Annotated in this window: 17 protein-coding genes; 16 read left to right on the plus strand and 1 reads right to left on the minus strand. The window is 63.9% G+C overall.

From position 1 onward, the window contains the following. Nucleotides 1-7 precede the first annotated feature (7 nt). From rsmH to FH061_RS10355, 15 genes are all read left to right on the plus strand, one after another. A complete protein-coding gene (gene rsmH, locus FH061_RS10285) occupies nt 8-991 on the plus strand; it encodes a 16S rRNA (cytosine(1402)-N(4))-methyltransferase RsmH (RefSeq protein WP_151635602.1) in 984 nt (327 codons plus the stop codon). Next, the gene (gene ftsL / locus FH061_RS10290) at nt 988-1260 is read left to right on the plus strand and encodes a cell division protein FtsL (RefSeq protein ID WP_225984587.1); all 273 of its coding nucleotides are present in this window, start codon (nt 988-990) and stop codon (nt 1258-1260) included. Before rsmH ends, ftsL begins: the two co-directional genes overlap by 4 nt. Continuing rightward, nucleotides 1260-3017, plus strand: a complete 1758-nt coding sequence (locus tag FH061_RS10295) for a peptidoglycan D,D-transpeptidase FtsI family protein (protein ID WP_151635606.1) — start codon at nt 1260-1262, stop codon at nt 3015-3017. Before ftsL ends, FH061_RS10295 begins: the two co-directional genes overlap by 1 nt. Next, nucleotides 3014-4564 carry a UDP-N-acetylmuramoyl-L-alanyl-D-glutamate--2,6-diaminopimelate ligase gene (locus FH061_RS10300; protein ID WP_151635608.1) on the plus strand — a complete coding sequence of 517 codons (1551 nt, stop codon included), beginning with the start codon at nt 3014-3016 and terminating at the stop codon, nt 4562-4564. Before FH061_RS10295 ends, FH061_RS10300 begins: the two co-directional genes overlap by 4 nt. Next, on the plus strand, nt 4564-5979 hold the full coding sequence (locus tag FH061_RS10305) for a UDP-N-acetylmuramoyl-tripeptide--D-alanyl-D-alanine ligase (RefSeq protein WP_151635610.1): 1416 nt from the start codon (nt 4564-4566) through the stop codon (nt 5977-5979). Before FH061_RS10300 ends, FH061_RS10305 begins: the two co-directional genes overlap by 1 nt. 1 nt (nt 5980) lies before the next feature. Beyond that, complete coding sequence (gene mraY / locus FH061_RS10310; RefSeq protein WP_151635612.1) at nt 5981-7150, plus strand: phospho-N-acetylmuramoyl-pentapeptide-transferase; 1170 nt, start codon at nt 5981-5983, stop codon at nt 7148-7150. Between the two features lie 23 nt (nt 7151-7173). Continuing rightward, nucleotides 7174-8664 (plus strand): UDP-N-acetylmuramoyl-L-alanine--D-glutamate ligase, encoded by a 1491-nt coding sequence (murD, locus tag FH061_RS10315; protein ID WP_151635836.1) that lies wholly within the window; start codon nt 7174-7176, stop codon nt 8662-8664. After that, nucleotides 8661-9869, plus strand: a complete 1209-nt coding sequence (ftsW, locus tag FH061_RS10320) for a putative lipid II flippase FtsW (protein ID WP_151635614.1) — start codon at nt 8661-8663, stop codon at nt 9867-9869. Before murD ends, ftsW begins: the two co-directional genes overlap by 4 nt. Continuing rightward, a complete protein-coding gene (gene murG / locus FH061_RS10325; protein WP_151635616.1) occupies nt 9866-10960 on the plus strand; it encodes an undecaprenyldiphospho-muramoylpentapeptide beta-N-acetylglucosaminyltransferase in 1095 nt (364 codons plus the stop codon). Before ftsW ends, murG begins: the two co-directional genes overlap by 4 nt. Then, nucleotides 10957-12339: a UDP-N-acetylmuramate--L-alanine ligase gene (murC, locus tag FH061_RS10330; protein WP_151635618.1), complete on the plus strand. Its 1383-nt coding sequence runs from the start codon at nt 10957-10959 to the stop codon at nt 12337-12339. The genes murG and murC overlap by 4 nt, the downstream gene beginning before the upstream one ends. 82 nt (nt 12340-12421) lie before the next feature. After that, the gene (locus FH061_RS10335) at nt 12422-13393 is read left to right on the plus strand and encodes a D-alanine--D-alanine ligase (protein WP_151635620.1); all 972 of its coding nucleotides are present in this window, start codon (nt 12422-12424) and stop codon (nt 13391-13393) included. Nucleotides 13394-13410: 17 nt separating this feature from the next. Then, nucleotides 13411-14184 (plus strand): cell division protein FtsQ/DivIB, encoded by a 774-nt coding sequence (locus FH061_RS10340; protein WP_151635622.1) that lies wholly within the window; start codon nt 13411-13413, stop codon nt 14182-14184. A gap of 2 nt (nt 14185-14186) precedes the next feature. Next, the gene (ftsA, locus tag FH061_RS10345; RefSeq protein ID WP_151635624.1) at nt 14187-15419 is read left to right on the plus strand and encodes a cell division protein FtsA; all 1233 of its coding nucleotides are present in this window, start codon (nt 14187-14189) and stop codon (nt 15417-15419) included. A 101-nt stretch (nt 15420-15520) separates the two neighbouring features. Next, complete coding sequence (ftsZ, locus tag FH061_RS10350) at nt 15521-16705, plus strand: cell division protein FtsZ (protein ID WP_151635626.1); 1185 nt, start codon at nt 15521-15523, stop codon at nt 16703-16705. A 221-nt stretch (nt 16706-16926) separates the two neighbouring features. After that, nucleotides 16927-17433, plus strand: coding sequence for a peroxiredoxin (locus tag FH061_RS10355; protein WP_151635628.1), 507 nt, complete (start codon nt 16927-16929; stop codon nt 17431-17433). A gap of 110 nt (nt 17434-17543) precedes the next feature. On the opposite strand, the gene FH061_RS10360 is transcribed toward FH061_RS10355, so the two are convergent. Beyond that, nucleotides 17544-18305, minus strand: coding sequence for a DeoR/GlpR family DNA-binding transcription regulator (locus FH061_RS10360; RefSeq protein ID WP_151635630.1), 762 nt, complete (start codon nt 18303-18305; stop codon nt 17544-17546). A 155-nt stretch (nt 18306-18460) separates the two neighbouring features. Here FH061_RS10360 and glpD point away from each other — a divergent pair, with 155 nt between their 5' ends. Beyond that, complete coding sequence (glpD, locus tag FH061_RS10365) at nt 18461-20005, plus strand: glycerol-3-phosphate dehydrogenase (protein WP_151635632.1); 1545 nt, start codon at nt 18461-18463, stop codon at nt 20003-20005. The last annotated feature ends 65 nt before the right edge of the window (nt 20006-20070 follow it).

Consider the following 20070-nt stretch of genomic DNA (forward strand, 5'->3'; position numbering starts at 1 on the left):
GGCACATATGACAGAAAACTCGGTGCCGGAATTGCAGCACCGTACGGTGTTGCTGGAAGAAGCGGTGGATGCGCTGCACATCGACGGCGACCGCGCCAATGGCGTGTATGTCGATGGCACCTTCGGCCGCGGCGGTCACAGCCGCCGGATCCTCGAGCGTCTCGGCCCGCAAGGCCGATTGATCGCTTTCGACAAGGATCCGCAGGCGATTGCGACCGCGAAGGCGATTGCCGACGCACGGTTTCAGATCGTGCACGACAGTTTCGCAACGATGCGCGAGGCCTTGGCTGAACGCGGCATCGAGCAGGTGGACGGCATTTTGATGGACCTGGGGATTTCTTCGCCGCAGGTGGATGAAGCGGCGCGGGGATTCAGTTTTCGGCTGGATGGCCCGCTCGACATGCGCATGGATACCACGCGCGGCATGTCGGCGGCGGAATGGCTCGCAACCGAGTCTGAACAGACGATTGAAAAGGTGATACGAGATTATGGGGAAGAACGGTTTGCTTTTCAGATTGCAAAGGCGATTGCTGCTCGCAGGACAGTCGCCCCAATTTCAACCACACGACAGCTTGCCGAGATCGTGGCACACGCCGTCAAAACCCGCGAGAAGGGTAAGGATCCGGCCACTCGCACATTTCAGGCTATCCGGATTTACATCAATCAAGAGCTTGAAGAACTCGAAGTAGCACTCGACGCCGCACTGGAAAAACTGGCTACGGACGGGAGATTGGCTGTGATCAGCTTTCATTCGCTGGAAGATCGCATCGTCAAGCGCTTCATGGCTTCCAAAGCCAACGCGCCCCAGCCCGACCGTCGCCTGCCGATCCGTGCGGTGGATCTGCCGCAGCCGCAACTCAAGCTGCTGGCAAAGATGAAACCGTCGGACGCCGAAGTCGCCGGCAACCCGCGCGCCAGATCGGCGATCATGCGGGTTGCCGAGCGTACCTCGGTGCCACTTGCACTTGCATTATCCAGGAGCGCTCCGTGAGCGGCCGCATCAACACCGTCCTGACCATAGCCTTGGTCGCCTGCGCCCTGTCCGTGGTCAACGCGCAATACAAGTACCGCAGTCTCTTCATTGAACTGGAGCGCTCGCAGTCCGCCGCTCGACAGCTTGAAATCGAATGGTCGCAGCTGCAGCTCGACCAGTCCACGCTCGGCAAGCATGCGCGCATTGAAGAAAATGCGCGCCGCAATCTGGCCATGGTGCCGGTGACGCCGAACCGAACCCAATACCTGATTCCGGGAGCGAAGTAATGCGCACCGCTTCCCGTACCGCCGCCGGCAAGGGCGTTCAGTTCAGTGCCAGCCCGGTGCTGGCCGTCAAGCTGCCGGTCTGGCGCTCGCGCGTCGTCCTGTTCGTCCTGTTTGCCGCCTTTGCCTCGCTGGCCGGGCGCGCGCTCTGGCTGCAGGGCCTGTCGACGGAATTCCTGCAGAAGCAGGGCGCCGTCCGCTATGCGCGCACGCTCGAGCTGCCCGCCACGCGCGGCAAGATCATTGACCGCAACGGCCAGGTGCTGGCGTCCTCGCTGCCGGTGAGGGCCGTCTGGGCAATTCCCGAGGATGTCTCGGAAGCGCCGGCCGAGAAGCTGCGCGCCCTGGCCAAGCTGCTGGACATGAGCGAAGCCGACCTGCGCAAGAAGCTCGATTCCGACCGCACCTTCGTCTACCTGAAGCGCCAGGTGGAGCAGGATACCGTCGACAAGATCCTGAAGCTTGGCATCGCCGGCATTGAAACCCGCAAGGAATACAAGCGCTACTATCCCGACGGCGAGGTGATGGCGCATATCGTCGGCTTCACCAATGTTGAAGACGTCGGTCAGGAAGGCATGGAGCTGGCGTATCAAAAGAATCTGGCCGGCACCACGGGCAGCCGCAAGGTGATCAAGGATCGTCTCGGCCGCGTGGTCGAAGACCTGCAGTCCACCCGTCCGCCGCACGACGGCAAGGATCTGCCCCTGTCGGTCGACCGCAAGATCCAGCACATCGCCTTTACCCATCTGAAGGAAGCGGTGGAGAAGCACAAGGCGAAGGCCGCCGGCATTGTCGTGCTCGACGTGAAGACGGGTGAAGTGCTGGCGCTGGCCAATCTGCCGACTTACAACCCGAACGACCGCTCGGGCCTGACCGGCGCGCAGCTGCGCAACCGGGTGCTCACCGATACCTTCGAGCCCGGTTCGACGATGAAGCCGTTCACCATCGCGCTCGGCCTGGAAAACAAGCTGGTCACGCCGGCCACCAATATCCAGACCGCGCCGGGAAAGCTGACCATCGGCAAGGCCACCATCGGCGATGCCCATCCGCACGGCATGCTGACCGTCTCCCAGGTGCTGGAAAAATCATCGAACGTCGGCACCGCCAAGATCGCGCTGCAGATGCAGCCGCAGACCATGTGGGAGATGTTCACCGCCGTCGGCTTCGGCCAGCAGCCCAAGCTCGGTTTCCCCGGCGCCGTCGCCGGCCGCGTGCGCCCGTACAAGTCGTGGAAGCCGATCGAACAGGCCACCATGAGCTACGGCCACGGCATCTCGACGTCGCTGATCCAGATGGCGCACTCGTACATGATCTTCGCGCGCGACGGTGAAATGATCCCGATCACTTTCCAGAAGGCTGGCGATCATCCCATCGGCCAGCGCGTCATCTCCGAGAAGACCGCCCGCGACGTGCGCGCCATGCTCGAACTGGCCGCCGGCCCGACCGGCACCGCGCCGCAGGCACAGGTGCCCGGTTATCGCGTGGCCGGCAAGACGGGCACCGCGCACAAGCTGGTGGGGCGCCAGTACGGCAACAAGTATGTGGCGTCCTTCGTCGGCTTCGCGCCGGTATCCAATCCGCGCATCATCGTCGCCGTCATGGTCGACGAGCCGTCCAACGGCATGCATTACGGCGGCCAGGTTGCGGCGCCGGTGTTCGCCTCGGTGGTCGCCAATGCATTGCGCGCCATGAACGTGTCGCCGGACTCCGCTGTGACCGACATCATCATTCCCGCAGACGGCGTGAAGGAGAGCCTGTGACGAATGCCGCCGCTTCCGCACCGGGTTCGGCCATCGGCGACATCCTCGCCTGGCTCCATGCCGAAGCGCCGGCTGCGCAATTGTCGTCCGACTCGCGCACCGTGCGTACCGGCGATGTTTTCTTCGCTTATCCTGGCGATGCGGCGGACGGCCGCAAGTACATCGAGCAGGCTGTGGCCAACGGCGCGAGCGCGGTTGTCTATGAAGCCGAAGAATTCGCATGGAACGATGCCTGGGGCGTCCCGCACCTGGCCGTGCCGAAGCTCAAGCAGCTTGCCGGGCCGATCGCCAATGCCTACTACGAACAACCCGACGGCGGCATGTTCGCCGTGGCGGTCACCGGCACCAACGGCAAGACCTCCTGCACCCAATGGCTCGGCAAGGCCCTGTCCGGACTGGGGCAGCCGACCGCCGTGATCGGCACGCTGGGCGTCGGCCTGTTCCAGCGCGGCAAGCATGCCGGTTTCAATGCGACCGGCTACACCACGCCGGACGCGGTGATCCTGCAGCGCGCGCTGGCGCAGCTGCGCGACCGCGGCGCGCGCGCGCTGGCGATCGAGGCATCGTCGATCGGCATTGACCAGGGCCGGCTGAACGGCATGCATGTCGATGTCGCGCTCTTCACCAATTTCACCCGCGACCATCTCGATTACCACGGCGACATGGCCGCCTATGAAGCCGCCAAGCGGGCATTGTTCGACTGGCCCGGTCTGCGCCATGCGGTGATCAATCTCGACGATGACATGGGTCTGCGGCTGGTGAAGCATCTGCAGGCCAGCAGGCCGACGGTGGCCATCACCGGCTATACGGTCGCCGGCCGCCGCCAGGAGGGCATTGCCGTCATATCCGCCGGCGACATCCGCATGCAGCACGGCGGCACCGCCTTCAGGCTGGAAAGCGACGCCGGCAGCGCCCAGGTCAAGACCCAGCTGGTCGGCCAGTTCAATGTCAGCAATGCGCTGGGAATTTTCGGCGTGCTGCGCGCCAAGGGCATCGCCTTCAAGGCGTCGGCCGATGCGCTGGAGGCGCTCACGCCGGTGCCGGGGCGCATGGAACAGATGGGCGGGCAGGATGCGCCATTGATCGTGATCGATTATGCGCACACGCCGGATGCATTGGAAAAGACGCTCGCCAGCCTGCGGCAGGTGGCGCAGCAGCGCGGCGGCCAGCTGTGGTGCGTGTTCGGCTGCGGCGGCGACCGCGATCCGGGCAAGCGTCCGCAGATGGGCGCGGTGGCCCAGGCTGCCGACCATGTCATTGTCACCAGCGACAATCCGCGCAGCGAAGAACCTGCGGCCATTCTCTCGCAGATCGTGGCGGGCATCGACCAGTCCAGGCTGGCCAAGGAAGCATTGCATGTGATCGAAGACCGCGCCGCCGCCATTCTGTGGGCTGGCAGGCATGCGGCGAAGAACGATGTGGTTTTGCTGGCAGGGAAGGGCCACGAGTCGTATCAGGAAATCAAAGGCAAGAAATTGCCGTTTTTGGATGCAGACCATGCCGCGCTGGCATTGGCTGCAAGGGCAACAATGAAGGGGATGATGTAATGAAATCGTCATTGGCTGCATTGCAGCCATGGATTTCTGGTGCGTCCGTGGTAAACGGCGCGGCGGGAAATGTCGCCTTCGACGGCGTGTCGACCGACAGCCGCCAGGCCGGCACGGGCAATCTGTTCGTTGCATTGCGCGGCGAGCGTTTCGACGCGCACGATTTTCTGCATGACGTGACGGCCAGGGGTGTTGCGGCCGTCGTGGTGGAGCGCGTGCCGGACGGCCTGAACGTGCCGGCGCTGCTGGTGCCGGATACGCGGATCGCGCTCGGTGAAATCGCCGCGCACTGGCGCCGCCAGTTCACGCTGCCGGTCATCGGCGTCACCGGCAGCAACGGCAAGACCACGGTCAAGGAAATGATCGCTTCGATATTGTCGGCCGCATACGGCGCGGCCAATATCCTTGCCACCCGCGGCAATCTCAACAACGACATTGGCGTTCCGCTCACGGTATTCCGCCTCGATGCCGCCTACCAGGCGGCCGTGATCGAACTCGGCATGAATCATCCCGGCGAGATCGCGGCCATCACCGGCATTTCCCAGCCCACGGTGGCGCTGGTCAACAATGCACAACGCGAGCACCAGGAGTTCATGGAAAGCGTTGAAGCCGTCGCCAGGGAGAACGGCGCAGTGATCCTCGGCCTGCCGGCCGACGGCGTGGCCGTGTTCCCCGCCGATGATACTTACACCACGCTGTGGCGCGCCTACGCCGGGCAGCGTAGAACAATGACATTCGGCCTCCCCCAAGACGTGCAAGACGGTCAAGAGGCCAATGTGCAAGCGGATGTAAGCTGCACATTTCAGGTGAACGATTTTGGCAGTGACCTGTCCATTACTGCCTGTGGGAAACAATTCCAGGTAACACTTTCCGCGGCGGGCGTGCACAACGTCCGCAATGCACTTGCTGCAACGGCTTGCACGCTTGCCATCGGCGTGTCCGAGGAGGCGATCAAGCGCGGACTCGAGGCATTTGCCCCGGTCAGCGGGCGGCTGCAGCGCAAGACGGCGAAGAGTGGAGCACTGGTGATCGACGATACGTACAACGCCAACCCGGATTCGGTGCGCGCTGCCATTGAAGTCCTGTCACGCACGACAGGGCCGCGCGTGCTGGTGCTGGGCGACATGGGCGAAGTGGGCGACGAAGGCCCGCAGTTCCATGTCGAGATCGGCAACTACGCGCGCGAGCAGGGCATCGAGCATCTGCTTACGCTCGGCGAACTGGCCAGGCATGCCAGCGCTGCATTTGGCGCGGGCGCAAGGCACTTCGACGATATCGGATCGATCAACCAGGCGGCCGAGGCATTGGTTTCCTCAGGCACGACGGCGCTGGTGAAGGGCTCGCGTTTCATGAAGATGGAGCGCGTGATCCAGCATCTCGTCAATCAAATGGATCAAGGACAGGGAACCCACTGACATGCTGCTTTGGCTGGCGCAATACTTCCAACAAGACTTAAACACGCTGCGGGTCTTCAACTTCATCACCTTCCGTGCCGTGTTCGCCACGCTGACGGCGCTCGTGATCGGTCTCATCGCCGGTCCCGCCATGATCCGCATGCTGACCCGCATGAAGGTCGGCCAGGCGGTGCGCACCGACGGTCCGCAGACGCACCTGATCAAGACCGGCACGCCCACCATGGGCGGCGCGCTGATCCTGCTCGCCATCGGCATCTCCACCATCCTCTGGTCCGACTTCAGCAACCGCTTCGTCTGGGTGGTGCTGGTGGTGACGCTCGGCTACGGCGCCATCGGCTGGGTCGACGACTACCGCAAGGTGGTCTACAAGAACCCGGAAGGCATGTCGTCGAAGGAGAAGTATTTCTGGCAATCGCTGATCGGCATCACCGCCGCGATCTATCTCGCGTTTTCCGTGTCGGCGCCGACCAACACCCAGGTACTGAACCTGTTCATGGACTGGGTGCAGTCCGGCTTCAACCTCGACCTGCCGCCCAAGGCCGACCTGATCGTCCCGTTCTTCAAGACCATCAGCTATCCACTCGGCGTCTGGGGCTTCATCGCGCTGACCTACTTCGTCATCGTCGGCACCAGCAATGCGGTGAACCTGACCGACGGCCTCGACGGCCTCGCCATCATGCCGACGGTGATGGTCGGATCGGCGCTCGGACTCATTGCCTACCTCACAGGCAGCGCAATGTACTCGAAATACCTCTTTATTCCTCACATTCCCGGCGCCGCCGAGCTGTTAATCTTCTGTGGCGCGATGGCTGGAGCAGGGTTGGCGTTCCTGTGGTTCAACGCCCATCCGGCGCAGGTGTTCATGGGCGATGTCGGCGCGCTGGCGCTGGGCGGCGCGCTCGGCACCGTTGCCGTCATCGTGCGCCAGGAAATCGTCCTGTTCATCATGGGCGGCATCTTCGTGGTGGAGACGTTGTCGGTGATGCTGCAGGTGGGCTATTTCAAATATACGAAGAAGCGGTTCGGTGTCGGGCGCCGCATCCTGCTGATGGCGCCGCTGCATCACCACTTCGAACAAAAGGGATGGAAAGAGACCAAGGTCGTGGTGCGTTTCTGGATCATCACGATGATGCTGGTGCTGTTCGGTCTGTCAACTCTGAAGCTGCGGTAATGGAAGGCTGCGTGGAAAACGTCGTGAACTATCAGGGGAAAAAGGTTCTCGTGCTCGGGCTCGGTGAATCCGGGCTGGCGATGGCATTGTGGCTGGCGCGCTGCGGCGCCGTGCCGCGCGTCGCCGACACCCGCGCCGAACCGGACCGCCTGCCGGCGCTGCGCACGGCCGTGCCGGATGCCGAATTCGTCAGCGGTCCATTCAATGCGGCCCTGGTCGAGGGCATCGATTTCGTTGCCGTCAGCCCGGGCCTCGCGCCCAACCGCGAGCTGGCCGACATCATTCCCGCCGCGCAGGAAAAGAACATTCCGCTGTGGGGCGAAATCGAACTCTTCGCCCAGGCCTTGGCTGCATTGCGCGAACAGCGCGGGTATGCGCCGAAAGTCATCGCCATCACCGGCACCAACGGCAAGACCACCGTCACCAGCCTGACCGGCCTGCTGTGCCGCCGCGCCGGCCTGGCAACCCAGGTCGCGGGCAACATCAGCCCGGCCGCGCTGGATGTGCTGCGCGAAGCGCTCGACAGGAATGCATTGCCGCAGGCCTGGGTGCTGGAACTGTCGAGCTTCCAGCTGCATACCACCTACAGCCTGCAGGCCGATGTCGCCACGGTGCTGAACGTGACGCAGGATCACCTCGACTGGCATGGCGACATGGATGCCTACGCCGCCGACAAGGCCCGCATCTTCGGTGCGAATACGATTCGCCTGCTCAATCGCGACGATGCGCGTGTCATGCAGATGGCCGCGCCGATGGCTGCCAACATCAGCTTCGGCAGCGACGAGCCCGATCATCCGGACTGTTTCGGCCTGGTCAATGACAATGGCATGCAATGGCTGTCCACCGCCATCGCCGCCGAAGAGGGCGAAAAGCGCCGCCGCAAGAAGGACAGCATTGAAGTGCCGGTCATTCTCAACCGCCTCATGCCCACCGACGCCCTCAAGATCCGCGGCCAGCACAATGCGGTCAATGCACTCGCCGCGCTGGCCCTGTGCCGCGCGATCGGCCTGCCGCTGGCGCCGCTGCTGCACGGCCTGCGCGAATACCAGGGCGAGCCGCACCGGGTCGAACTCATCGGCACCGTCGGCGGCATCGATTACTACGACGACAGCAAGGGCACCAATGTCGGCGCCACGGTCGCCGCGCTGGTCGGGCTCGGCGTCAACCAGTCCGGCAAGCGCCTGGTGCTGATCGCCGGCGGCGACGGCAAGGGGCAGGATTTTTCACCGCTGGCCGAACCGATCGCGAAATACGTGCGCGCGGTGGTCCTGATCGGCAAGGATGCCGGCGCGATTCGCGCCGCGATGGCCGACACCGGCGTCGAAGCCGTCGACTGCGCAACGCTGGAAGCGGCCGTGCAGAAGGCGACCGAGCTTGCCCGGAGCGGCGACTCGGTGCTGCTGTCCCCGGCTTGCGCCAGCCTCGACATGTTCCGCAATTATGCGCACCGCGCGGAAGTGTTCATCGGCGCGGTCCGTGAAATCGGCCTGGCGCGCGGCGAGGTGATTGCATGAAATTCGCCCTGCCATCCTTCTCTTCGCCCGCGGAAAAGGCGCCGATGCCCGGCGTCGTGCATCGGTCGCGGATGATGGAATACGACCAGCCGCTGGTCTGGGTCGTGATCCTGCTGATGCTGTTCGGCATGGTAATGGTGTACTCGGCGTCGATTGCCTTGCCCGATTCGCCGAAATACGCAAACTACAAGAACACGCATTTCCTGGTGCGCCAGGCGAGCTTCATTTCGGTAGCGCTGGTCGCGGGCCTGCTGGCCTTCCGCGTGCGCATCGCCACCTGGCAGCGCCTGGCGCCGTATCTCTTCGTGGCCACCATGGTGCTGCTGGTGCTGGTGCTGGTGCCCGGCATCGGCAAGGGGGTCAACGGCGCGCGCCGCTGGCTGTCGCTCAAGATATTCAACCTGCAGCCATCGGAGATGATGAAGCTGTTCGTGGTGCTGTACGCCGCCGACTACACCGTGCGCAAGCAGCAGTACATGCACAAGCTGACCAAGGGTTTCCTGCCGATGACGGTGGCGATCGGCTTCGTCGGCCTGCTGCTGCTGCTCGAGCCCGACCTCGGCGCCTTCGGCGTGATCGTCTGCATCGCGATGGGCATCCTTTTCCTGGGCGGCATCAACGGTATCTGGTTCGGCGGCATCGGCGCCACGCTGGTCGGCATTTTCACCATGGTGATCGTGCTGTCGCCCTGGCGGCGCGAGCGCATTTTCGCCTATCTCAATCCCTGGACCGAGGAAAACGCGCTCGGCAAGGCATACCAGCTGTCGCACTCCCTGATCGCCTTCGGCCGCGGGGAATTGTTCGGCGTCGGCCTCGGTGGCAGCGTGGAGAAGCTGCACTATCTTCCGGAAGCGCATACCGACTTCCTGCTGGCGGTGATCGGGGAAGAGCTCGGCTTCGTCGGCGTCGTGGTCGTGATCGCCATGTTCTACTGGATCGTCAAGCGCTCCTTCGAGATCGGCCGCCAGGCCATCGCCATGGATCTGACCTTCGCCGGTCTCGCCGCCAAGGGCATCGGCATCTGGATCGGCGTGCAGACCTTCATCAACATGGGCGTGAACCTCGGCCTGCTGCCGACCAAGGGCCTGACCCTGCCGCTGATGAGCTACGGCGGCTCCGGCGTGGTGCTCAACTGCGTCGGCCTCGCCATCCTGCTGCGCATCGATTACGAAAACAGGGTACTGATGCGGGGAGGGCGCATATGAAACAAGCGCAGCGCACCAAGCGCCTGATGATCATGGCGGCCGGCACCGGCGGCCATATCTTCCCCGGCCTCGCCATCGCGCAGACCATGCGTTCGCGCGGCTGGGAAGTCAGCTGGCTCGGCACCATGCACGGCATGGAACGAGATCTCGTTCCCAGGCACCACATCGAGATGGATTCGATCGACTTCGCCGGCCTGCGCGGCAAGGGCCTCGGGCATACCATGCGCGGCGCCTTCAAGATGGCGGCCGGCTTCGCTTCCTGCTTCGGCATCATCGGCCGGCGCAAGCCGAGCGTGGTGCTGGGCATGGGCGGCTACGTGACCGTCCCCGGCGGCATGATGGCTAGGCTGCGCGGCGTGCCGCTGGCGCTGGTCAACGCCGATGCCGCGCTGCTGCTGTCGAACAAGACGCTGGCGCCGGCCGCGCAGCGGGTGCTGTTCGGCTTCCCGGCCGATTTCGGCAGCGCCGCCGGCAAGGCGCTGGTCACCGGCAATCCGGTGCGCCAGGAAATCATCGACGTGCCGGTGCCGGAACAGCGCTATGCGGCCCGCACCGGCCCGCTCAAGCTGCTGGTGGTCGGCGGCAGCCTCGGCGCCAAGGCCCTGAACGACTGCCTGCCCGCGGCGCTGGCCCTGATTCCCGAAGGAATCCGGCCGGTCGTCACGCACCAGTCCGGCAGGCAGCATATTGAAGTCCTGCGCACCGCCTACGGGAATGCGCAGGTGCAGGCGGAAGTGGTCGACTTCATCGATGACATGCCGCGCCGCTATGCGGAAGCCGACCTGGTGATCTGCCGCGCCGGCGCCATCACCGTGTCCGAACTGACCGCGGCCGGCGTACCCAGCGTGCTGGTGCCGCTGGTCGCATCGACCACATCGCACCAGCGCGACAACGCACAGTGGATGGCCAAACAGCAAGCCGCCATCCATTTGCCGCAAGGCGAACTGACGCCCCAGAAACTGGCGGATCTACTGCAATCGATGACGCGCGAGCGCTGCCTGGCCATGGCGCAGGCCGCTTACCGCATCGGACGACGCGAGGCCAATGAAGCCATCGCGAATGTACTGGAAGAATTGGCAAACAAAGCATGAAGCACAAAGTCAAAAACATTCATTTCGTCGGCATCGGCGGTTCGGGCATGAGCGGCATCGCGGAAGTGCTGCTCAACCTCGGCTATACCGTGTCCGGCTCCGACCTCGGCAGCAATGCCGCCACCAAGCGCCTCGCCGAACTCGGCGCCACGGTGACGCAGGGCCACGCCGCCGAGAACGTCCAGAACGCCGACGCCATCGTCACCTCGACCGCGGTCAAGGGCGACAATCCGGAAGTCCTCGCCGCCCGCGCCAAGCACATTCCCATCGTGCCGCGCGCCGTCATGCTGGCCGAACTGATGCGCCTGAAGCAGGGCATCGCGATCGCCGGCACCCACGGCAAGACCACCACCACCAGCCTGGTCGCCAGCGTGCTGGCCGAAGGCGGGCTCGATCCGACCTTCGTCATCGGCGGCCGCCTCAACAGCGCCGGCGCCAATGCCAAGCTGGGCGCGGGCGACTTCATCGTCGCCGAAGCCGATGAATCGGATGCCTCCTTCCTCAACCTGTCGCCGTGCATCGAAGTCATCACCAACATCGATGCCGACCACATGGAGACCTACGATCACAGCTTCGCCAAGCTCAAGCAGGCTTTCGTCGAATTCACCCAGCGCCTGCCGTTCTACGGCGTGGCCATGCTGTGCCTCGACGATGCCAGCGTGCGCGAGATCATGCCGTTCATCTCCAAGCCGATTCTCACCTACGGCTTCCACCAGGATGCGCAGGTGCGCGCGGTGGATGCCAGGGCGGTCGACGGCAAGATGGAATTCACCGTGCTGCAGGAAGGCTATGCGCCGCTGGCGGTGCAGCTGAACCAGCCCGGCATGCACAACGTGCAGAATGCCTGCGCGGCGATCGCGATCGCCCGCGAACTCGGCGTGGCCGACACCGCGACCCAGAAGGCGCTGCGCGAATTCAACGGCGTCGGGCGCCGCTTCACCCGCTATGGCGACATCCAGCTGCCCGACGGCGGCTCCTTCGCGCTGGTCGACGACTACGGCCACCATCCGGTGGAAACCGCGGCCACGCTGGCGGCGGCGCGCGGCGCCTATCCGGGACGCCGGCTGGTGCTGGCCTTCCAGCCGCACCGCTATACCCGCACGCGCGACCTGTTCGAGGATTTCGTGAAGGTGCTGTCGAGCGCCGACGCGCTGGTGCTGGGCGAAGTATACGCGGCCGGCGAACAGCCCATCGTCGCCGCCGACGGCCGGGCGCTGGCGCATGCGCTGCGCGTGCTCGGCAAGGTCGAGCCGATTTTCGTGGAAGACATCGCCGACATGCCGGCCACCATCATGAACATGGCCAGGGACGGCGATGTGGTGATCACGATGGGCGCCGGTTCGATCAGCGGCGTGCCGGGCAAGCTGGCGCAGGTTTGAGTGATCAGGGAAGGCGTCCCTTGCCGCTTTCCTTACAGGCGGCAAGGGAACAGGCAGCACAATCTTTTTAAGCGAGTTGGTAATGGCAAGTGAATTTGGAAAAGTCGGCGTTCTGTTCGGCGGTCGCTCCGCAGAGCGGGAGGTTTCGCTGATGTCCGGCAGGGGCGTCCTGGAAGCCCTGCGCAGCAAGGGCGTCGACGCGCACGGCTTTGATCCGGCGGAACGCAGCATCGCGGAACTGGCGGCGGAAAAGTTCGACCGCGTATTCATCGCGCTGCACGGCCGCTACGGCGAAGACGGCACGCTGCAGGGCGTGCTCGAGCAGCTGGGCCTGCCGTACACCGGCTCGGGCGTGATGGCGTCTTCCATCGGCATGGACAAGGTGATGACCAAGCGCATCTGGCTCAGCCACGGACTGCCGACGCCGCGCTTCATCGTGCTCGATTCCAAGGAGGCGACCCATGAAGATCTGCGCAAGGTGCCGGACGAGCTCGGCCTGCCGTTGATGCTCAAGGCGCCGCACGAAGGTTCGACCATCGGCATCAGCAAGGTGATCGGCTATTCCGAAATGCAGAGCGGTTTCGACCTGTGCGCGAAGTATGACGAAGTGGTGCTGGCCGAAGAATTCATCACCGGCCGCGAACTGACGGTGCCGGTGCTCGGCACGGGCCGCAATGCGCGCGCGCTGCCGATCGTCGAGATCCGCGCGCCGCAGGGCAACTACGACTATGAGCACAAGTACTTCAGCGACGACACGCAGTACCTGTGCCCGGCGCCGCTCGACGAGGAACTGACCAAGCGCATCCAGTCGCTGGCGGTGCGCGCCTTCAATGCGGTGGGCAGTTCGGGATGGGCGCGCGTCGACTTCATGTTGCGCGCCGCCGACAACGAACCCTTCCTGCTGGAGATCAATACTTCTCCCGGCATGACCGGCCATTCTCTCGTGCCGATGGCGGCCAAGGCGGCGGGCGTGAGCTATGAAGATCTGTGCGTCGAGATCCTGCGTTCCGCGGACCTCGATCTGAAGCCGTCGCAAGACTGGAAACCGGCATAAGGAAAAGAGCGTAAATCATGTGGCACGACGTCCGAATGCTCAATGCAACCACCAACACCCTGCTCGGGCTGCTGGTGCTGAGCCTGCTCGGCTCGGGCTTGTGGTGGGTTGCGCATCGGCCGATGTTCACGCTGAAAACTATTCAGGTGGAAGGTGTCGGCGAAACACAGCTGCGGCACGTTAATGCGTCCACGGTGCGCACCACCGCCGTGCCGCGCATCAAGGGCAACTTCTTCACCGCCGATCTCGATGCGGTGCGGCAGGCTTTCGAAGCGGTGCCGTGGGTGCGCAAGGCGGCGATCCGCCGCGAATGGCCGAACAAGCTGATCGTGCAGGTGGAGGAGCATCTGCCGCTCGCCACCTGGGGCGACGAAGGCAAGCTGGTATCGGTCAAGGGCGACATCTTCACCGCCAACCTGGACGAGGCGGAAGAAGACGGCGCGCTGCCGGAGTTCGCCGGACCGGACGGCAGCGAGAAGGAGATCGTTGCGCGCTACCGCGAGCTGATCGAATGGTTCAAGCCGGTCAGCCTGGTGCCCGAGAGCGTGCAGCTGTCGACCCGCTATGCCTGGACGGTGAAGCTGAACAACGGCATTACGGTCGAACTCGGCCGGGAGCAAAGCAAGACGACCTTGAAGGATCGGGTCGACCGGCTGATCGGGATTTATCCGCAGCTTGTCAGCCGCCTGCAGGACAAGATTGAAAGTGTGGATATGCGGTACCCGAACGGAATGGCGCTGAAGGCGCCGGGGATCAAGTTCGCGCCGGACAGTAAAAAAGCAAAGCGATAAACATGACAAAAGACGCAAAAAACCTGATCGTCGGCCTCGATATCGGCACCTCGAAAGTGGTGGCGGTGGTGGCCGAGGTAATGCCTAACGGGAGGCATGAGGTCATCGGGCTCGGGCAGCACGAGTCCAAGGGGCTGAAAAAGGGAGTGGTGGTCAACATCGAGGCGACGGTCGAATCGATCCAGCGCGCGCTGGAAGAAGCCGAGCTGATGGCCGACTGCAAGATCAAGAACGTCTATACCGGCATCGCCGGCAGCCATATCCGCAGCTTCAATTCCAGCGGCATGGTCGCCATCAAGGACAAGGAAGTGACCGCCACCGACGTGGCGCGCGTGATCGAGACCGCGAAGGCGGTCAACATCCCGACCGACCAGCAATTGCTGCACACCGTGCCGCAGGAATTCATCGTCGACAGCCAGGACGACGTGCGCGAGCCGATCGGCATGAGCGGCATCCGCCTCGAAGTGAAGGTGCATATCGTCACCGGCGCGGTGTCGGCGGTGCAGAACATCGTCAAGTGCGTGCGCCGCTGCGGCCTCGAAGTGTCGGACCTGATCCTGCAGCCGATGGCGTCCGCCGACGCGGTGCTCACCCCCGACGAGAAGGAACTCGGCGTGGTGCTGATCGACATCGGCGGCGGCACCACCGACGTCGCCATCTTCACCGAAGGCGCGATCCGCCACACCGCCGTGATCCCGATCGCCGGCGACCAGATCACCAACGACATCGCGATGGCGCTGCGTACGCCGACCGCCGAGGCGGAAGAAATCAAGCTGCGTTTCGGCGTTGCCAAGCAGGTGCTGGCCGATCCGGGCGAGACGCTGGAAGTGCCGGGCCTGGGCGACCGCGGTCCGCGCAGCCTGTCGCGCCAGGCGCTCGCCGCCGTGATCGAGCCACGCGTCGAAGAATTGTTTGCCCTCGTGCATCAGGTGGTGCGCGAGTCCGGTTACGAAGAAGTTCTGTCGTCAGGCCTGGTCCTGACCGGCGGCTCGGCGATGATGCCGGGCATGGTCGAACTGGCAGAGGATATTTTCCTCAAGCCGGCGCGGCTTGGAGTGCCCGAGTACAGCGGTCAACTGGCGGACGTGGTGCGAAGCCCCCGCTATTCGACCGTGCTCGGTTTGTTGCTGGAAGCGAAGAAGCAGTACCTGCGCGGCCACATCGTCACCAGCCAGGACGGTTCGGTGAAGGCGGTATGGCAGCGCATGAAAGAATGGTTTTTGGGCAATTTCTAACGTTAATTATTTTCGGCATCAACTGCAGTTTGCAGTTGCTAGTCGCCACACCGCGTGGTGACTAACGACTGAAAACTGCATCATCATCTAAGGGAGTCATCATGGAAATCGATATGATCGATAACGCAAACCTGGGCACGGTGATCAAGGTCGTCGGTGTCGGTGGCGCAGGCGGCAATGCAGTCCAGCACATGATCAACAAGGGCGTGTCCGGCGTTGAATTCATTGCGGCCAACACCGATGCGCAGGCATTGGCGGAATCGAAGGCACACAACGTCATCCAGATCGGCGAAAGCGGCCTGGGCGCAGGCATGAAGCCGGAAGTCGGCCGCAAGCTGGCGGAAGAATCCCGCGCGCGCATTCAGGACGCGCTGCGCGGCGCGCACATGGTCTTCATCGCCGCCGGCATGGGCGGCGGCACCGGCACCGGCGCCGCACCGATCGTGGCCGAAGTCGCCAAGGAACTCGGCGCGCTGACCGTCGCCGTGGTCTCCAAGCCCTTCTCGTATGAAGGCGCGAAGTGCATGGAAATCGCTGACGAAGGCCTGGACGCGCTGACCCAGCATGTCGATTCGCTGATCGTCATCCTCAACGAAAAGCTGGAAGAGATCTACGAAGACGACAGCATGATCGAATGGCTGCAGCATGCCGACGACGTGCTCAACAACGCCGTTGCCGGTATCGCCGAGATCATCAACGTGCCCGGCCACATCAACGTCGACTTCAACGACGTCAAGACCATCATGGGCGAGCAGGGCAAGGCGATGATGGGCACCGCCACCGCTTCCGGCGTCGACCGCGCGCGCATCGCTGCCGAACAGGCAGTCGCATCGCCGCTGCTCGACGGCATCGACCTGTCCGGCGCGCGCGGCGTGCTGGTCAACGTCACCGCCAGCCGCAGCCTCAAGGGCAAGGAAATCAAGGAAGTCATGGCAACGGTGCGCGCCTTCGCCGCTCCCGACGCATCGATCGCCCAGGGTATCGCCTATGACGACGCCATGGGCGACGACATCCGCGTTACCGTGGTCGCCACCGGCCTCGGCCGCGCGCGCAAGAACGTGCAGCTGGTGCAGACACCGGTACTGCGCACCGGCACCCACAACGAGCCGATCATGCAGGGCGGCCTGATGGGCCAGGGCGCGGCACAGGGCGCAGGCTCCTTCCAGGGCCTGAGCAAGCCGGCTGTCTGGCGCCGCGAGTCGGCTTCCGACACCGTGCGCGCACTGGAAAAGAACGGCATGGAAACCTACGACATCCCGGCCTTCCTGCGCAAGCAGGCCGACTAAGACGTCCCCGGCCCCAAGCGGCCCGCCTCGCCAGTCCCGCGCCATGCAAGACAGGCAATAAAAGGGCATACTGCGGTTGGTACGCCGCGCCCCTCGTGAAAACGGGCGGCGCGGCGTTTTCATTGGCGCTGCCGGACCGACTTGCCGGCGCGGCGCCTGCGCATCACCATGCGACGCTATACAGCACGCAACACCCGATACACATTACAAGAGGACACATCATGACTATCAAAGTTGGCGACCGCCTGCCCGAAGGCACTCTCTCGGAATTCATCGAAGTGGAATCGGAAGGCTGCTCGCTCGGACCGAACAGCTTCAATGTCGGCGACATCGCAAAAGGCAAGAAGATCGCGATCTTCGGCCTGCCGGGCGCCTTCACCCCGACCTGCTCGGCCAAGCATGTGCCGGGCTATGTCGCCAATGCCGACCAGCTCAAGGCCAAGGGCGTGGACGAGATCTGGTGCATCTCGGTCAACGATCCCTTCGTGATGGGCGCATGGGGACGCGAACAGAAGTCCACCGGCATCGTGCGCATGATGGCCGACGGCGATGCGTCGTTCAGCAAGGCGATGGGCCTGGTTGCCGATGTGCCGAGGTTCGGCATGGGCACGCGCTCGCAGCGCTATTCGATGCTGGTCGAGGACGGCGTCGTCAAGCAGCTGAACGTGGAGCAGCCGGGCAAGTTCGAAGTCTCGAACGCGGAAACCTTGCTGGGACAGATTGCCTAACTCCGATCAGCCGCGGCGAAATCCGCATTGAAACAATAAGGGCCGGGAATTCCCGGCCCTTATTGTTTCCAATCCCTCCATTTGTTCGTGCTGCAACTACGGCGCCACCACTACGGCGCCACCACTACCTTCACCTGCGCCTCCTTCAGCACCTTCATCAGCGCTTCCGGCGGCTTGGCATCCGTAAACAGCATGTCCACCTGCGACAGGTGCGCCATCCGCACCAGCGCCTGCCGTCCGAACTTGTCGCGGTCGGCGACCAGCCACACCTCGCGCGACTGCTCGATGATGGTCTGCGCCACCTTGACTTCGCGGGCGTCGAAATCGCGCAGCGTGCCATCGGTCTCGATGCTGGAAATACCGATGATGCCGATATCGACCTTGAACTGCCGGATGAAGTCGATGGTGACTTCGCCGACGATGCCGCGGTCGCGCCCCCGCACCACGCCGCCGGCGATGATCACTTCGCATCCGGGATTGTCGGCCAGGATGGCCGCCACATTCAGGTTGTTGGTCACCACGTGCAGGCCATGGTGGTGCGACAGCGCCCGGGCAACTTCCTCGGTGGTGGTGCCGATATTGATCAGCAGCGAGCAGCCGGGCGGCACCTGCTTCGCCACCGCCTCGGCGATGCGCCGCTTGGCGTCGATGTTCATCACCTGGCGCTGGCTGTAGTCGATGTTTTCCACCGACGACGGCAGGCCCACGCCGCCGTGATACCTCGCCAGCAGCTTGGCTTCCTCCATCTGCTTGACGTCGCGGCGCACCGTCTGCGGCGTCACATCCAGCTCCTGCGCCAGTTCCTCCACTGACATCGTCACGCGCTGCCGCACGACTTCCAGCAAGCGCCTTTGACGTGGATTAAGAGTCATTCCTTCTCTCCAACTTCTCGTGTGTTGCACTCTAAAATACCAAAAACGAACAGAAACGAACAAATAAAAACAATAAATATGTTGATTTTGGTTCGGATGATGTCGTATCTTACGCGCATCATCTTACCGAGAATACACTTCAAGGGCGAGAACGGATGGAAAACAGTCAGCACATTCTGGAGTGCGACCTGCTGGTGGTCGGCGGCGGCATCAACGGTGCCGGCATCGCGCGCGATGCCGCCGGCCGCGGCCTGTCCGTCATCCTTTGCGAAAAGGACGACCTCGCCGCGCATACTTCCTCCGCCTCGACCAAGCTCATCCACGGCGGCCTGCGCTACCTGGAACACTATGAGTTCAACCTGGTGCGCAAGGCGCTGATCGAGCGTGAAGTGCTGCTGCGCGCGGCGCCGCATATCATGTGGCCGCTGCGTTTCGTGATGCCGCATGACAAGGGGCAGCGCCCGGGCTGGATGATCCGCGCCGGCCTGTTCCTGTACGACCGCCTGGCCCGGCGCGAACTGCTTCCCGGCTCGCAGGGCGTCGATCTGCGCAACCATCCCGCGGGTACGCCGCTCAAGCCGGAATTCACCCGCGGCTTCATCTATTCCGACGGTTGGGTCGACGATGCCCGCCTGGTCGTATTGAATGCCATCGATGCGGCCGAAAAGGGCGCCAGGATATTTACCCGCACCGCCTGCGAATCGGCGGCGCGCGAAGGCCGGCACTGGGTAGCGCGGCTGCGCAGGGCGGACGGAACGGCCGTCAATGTCAGGGCGCGCAGCCTGGTCAATGCCGCCGGCCCCTGGACCGCGCATTTCCTGCAGAACGCGGCGCAGCGCCCGTCGGCCAAGTCGCTGCGGCTGATCAAGGGCAGCCATATCGTGGTGCGCCGCCTGTTCGACCATCCCTATGCCTACATCTTCCAGCATCCGGACGGCCGCATCGTCTTCACCATTCCCTACGAGCAGGAATTCACGCTGGTCGGCACCACCGACATCGACTACCAGGGCGATGCCGGCAAGGTGGCGATCGACCAGCAGGAAATCGGCTACCTGTGCGAACTGGCCAACCGCTATTTCCGCAAGGCCATCACGCCGGGCGATGTGGTCTGGAGCTATTCCGGCGTGCGTCCGCTGGTCGAGGACGAAGCCGCCAGCGCCTCCGCCGTGACGCGCGACTACCGGCTCGAGCTCGATGGCGACGGCGCGCCCCTGCTTTCCGTCTTCGGCGGCAAGATCACCACCTTCCGCAAGCTGGCCGAGGAAGCGGTCGACATGCTGGCCGCAAACATGCCGGCGCCGTCGGTACGCAACGGCGCCTGGACCGAGCATGCCTGCCTGCCCGGCGGCGACCTGTTCGGCCCCGAGCCGAGCAACCGCGCGGTCAGCGAATTCGACAGCTTCGTGCAGGACATGCAGCGCAAATATCCCTGGCTGCCGCCGTCGCTGGTGGCGCGCTATGCCCGCGCCTACGGCACGCGCATCGATGCGCTGCTGAGCGGACGCACCCGCATGGCCGACATGGGCGAAGAAATCGCGCCCGGCCTGTTCGTGGCCGAGGTGAATTACCTGATGCACAGGGAATGGGCGACGACGGCCGGCGACATCCTCTGGCGCCGATCCAAGCTCGGGCTGCACGTACCGCCCGGGACCGAAGCCCGGCTGGATGAATGGATGCAGGCGAGGAGAGCCGCGGCATGAGGTGAAACCCGGCTTGAAGAAAACACAGATCGCACCGGCACAGGTACATGCGGAATAACAGGCGG

It is taken from the genome of Noviherbaspirillum aerium (genome assembly GCF_008929045.1).
In the GTDB taxonomy this organism is placed as follows: Bacteria; Pseudomonadota; Gammaproteobacteria; order Burkholderiales; family Burkholderiaceae_D; genus Noviherbaspirillum; species Noviherbaspirillum aerium.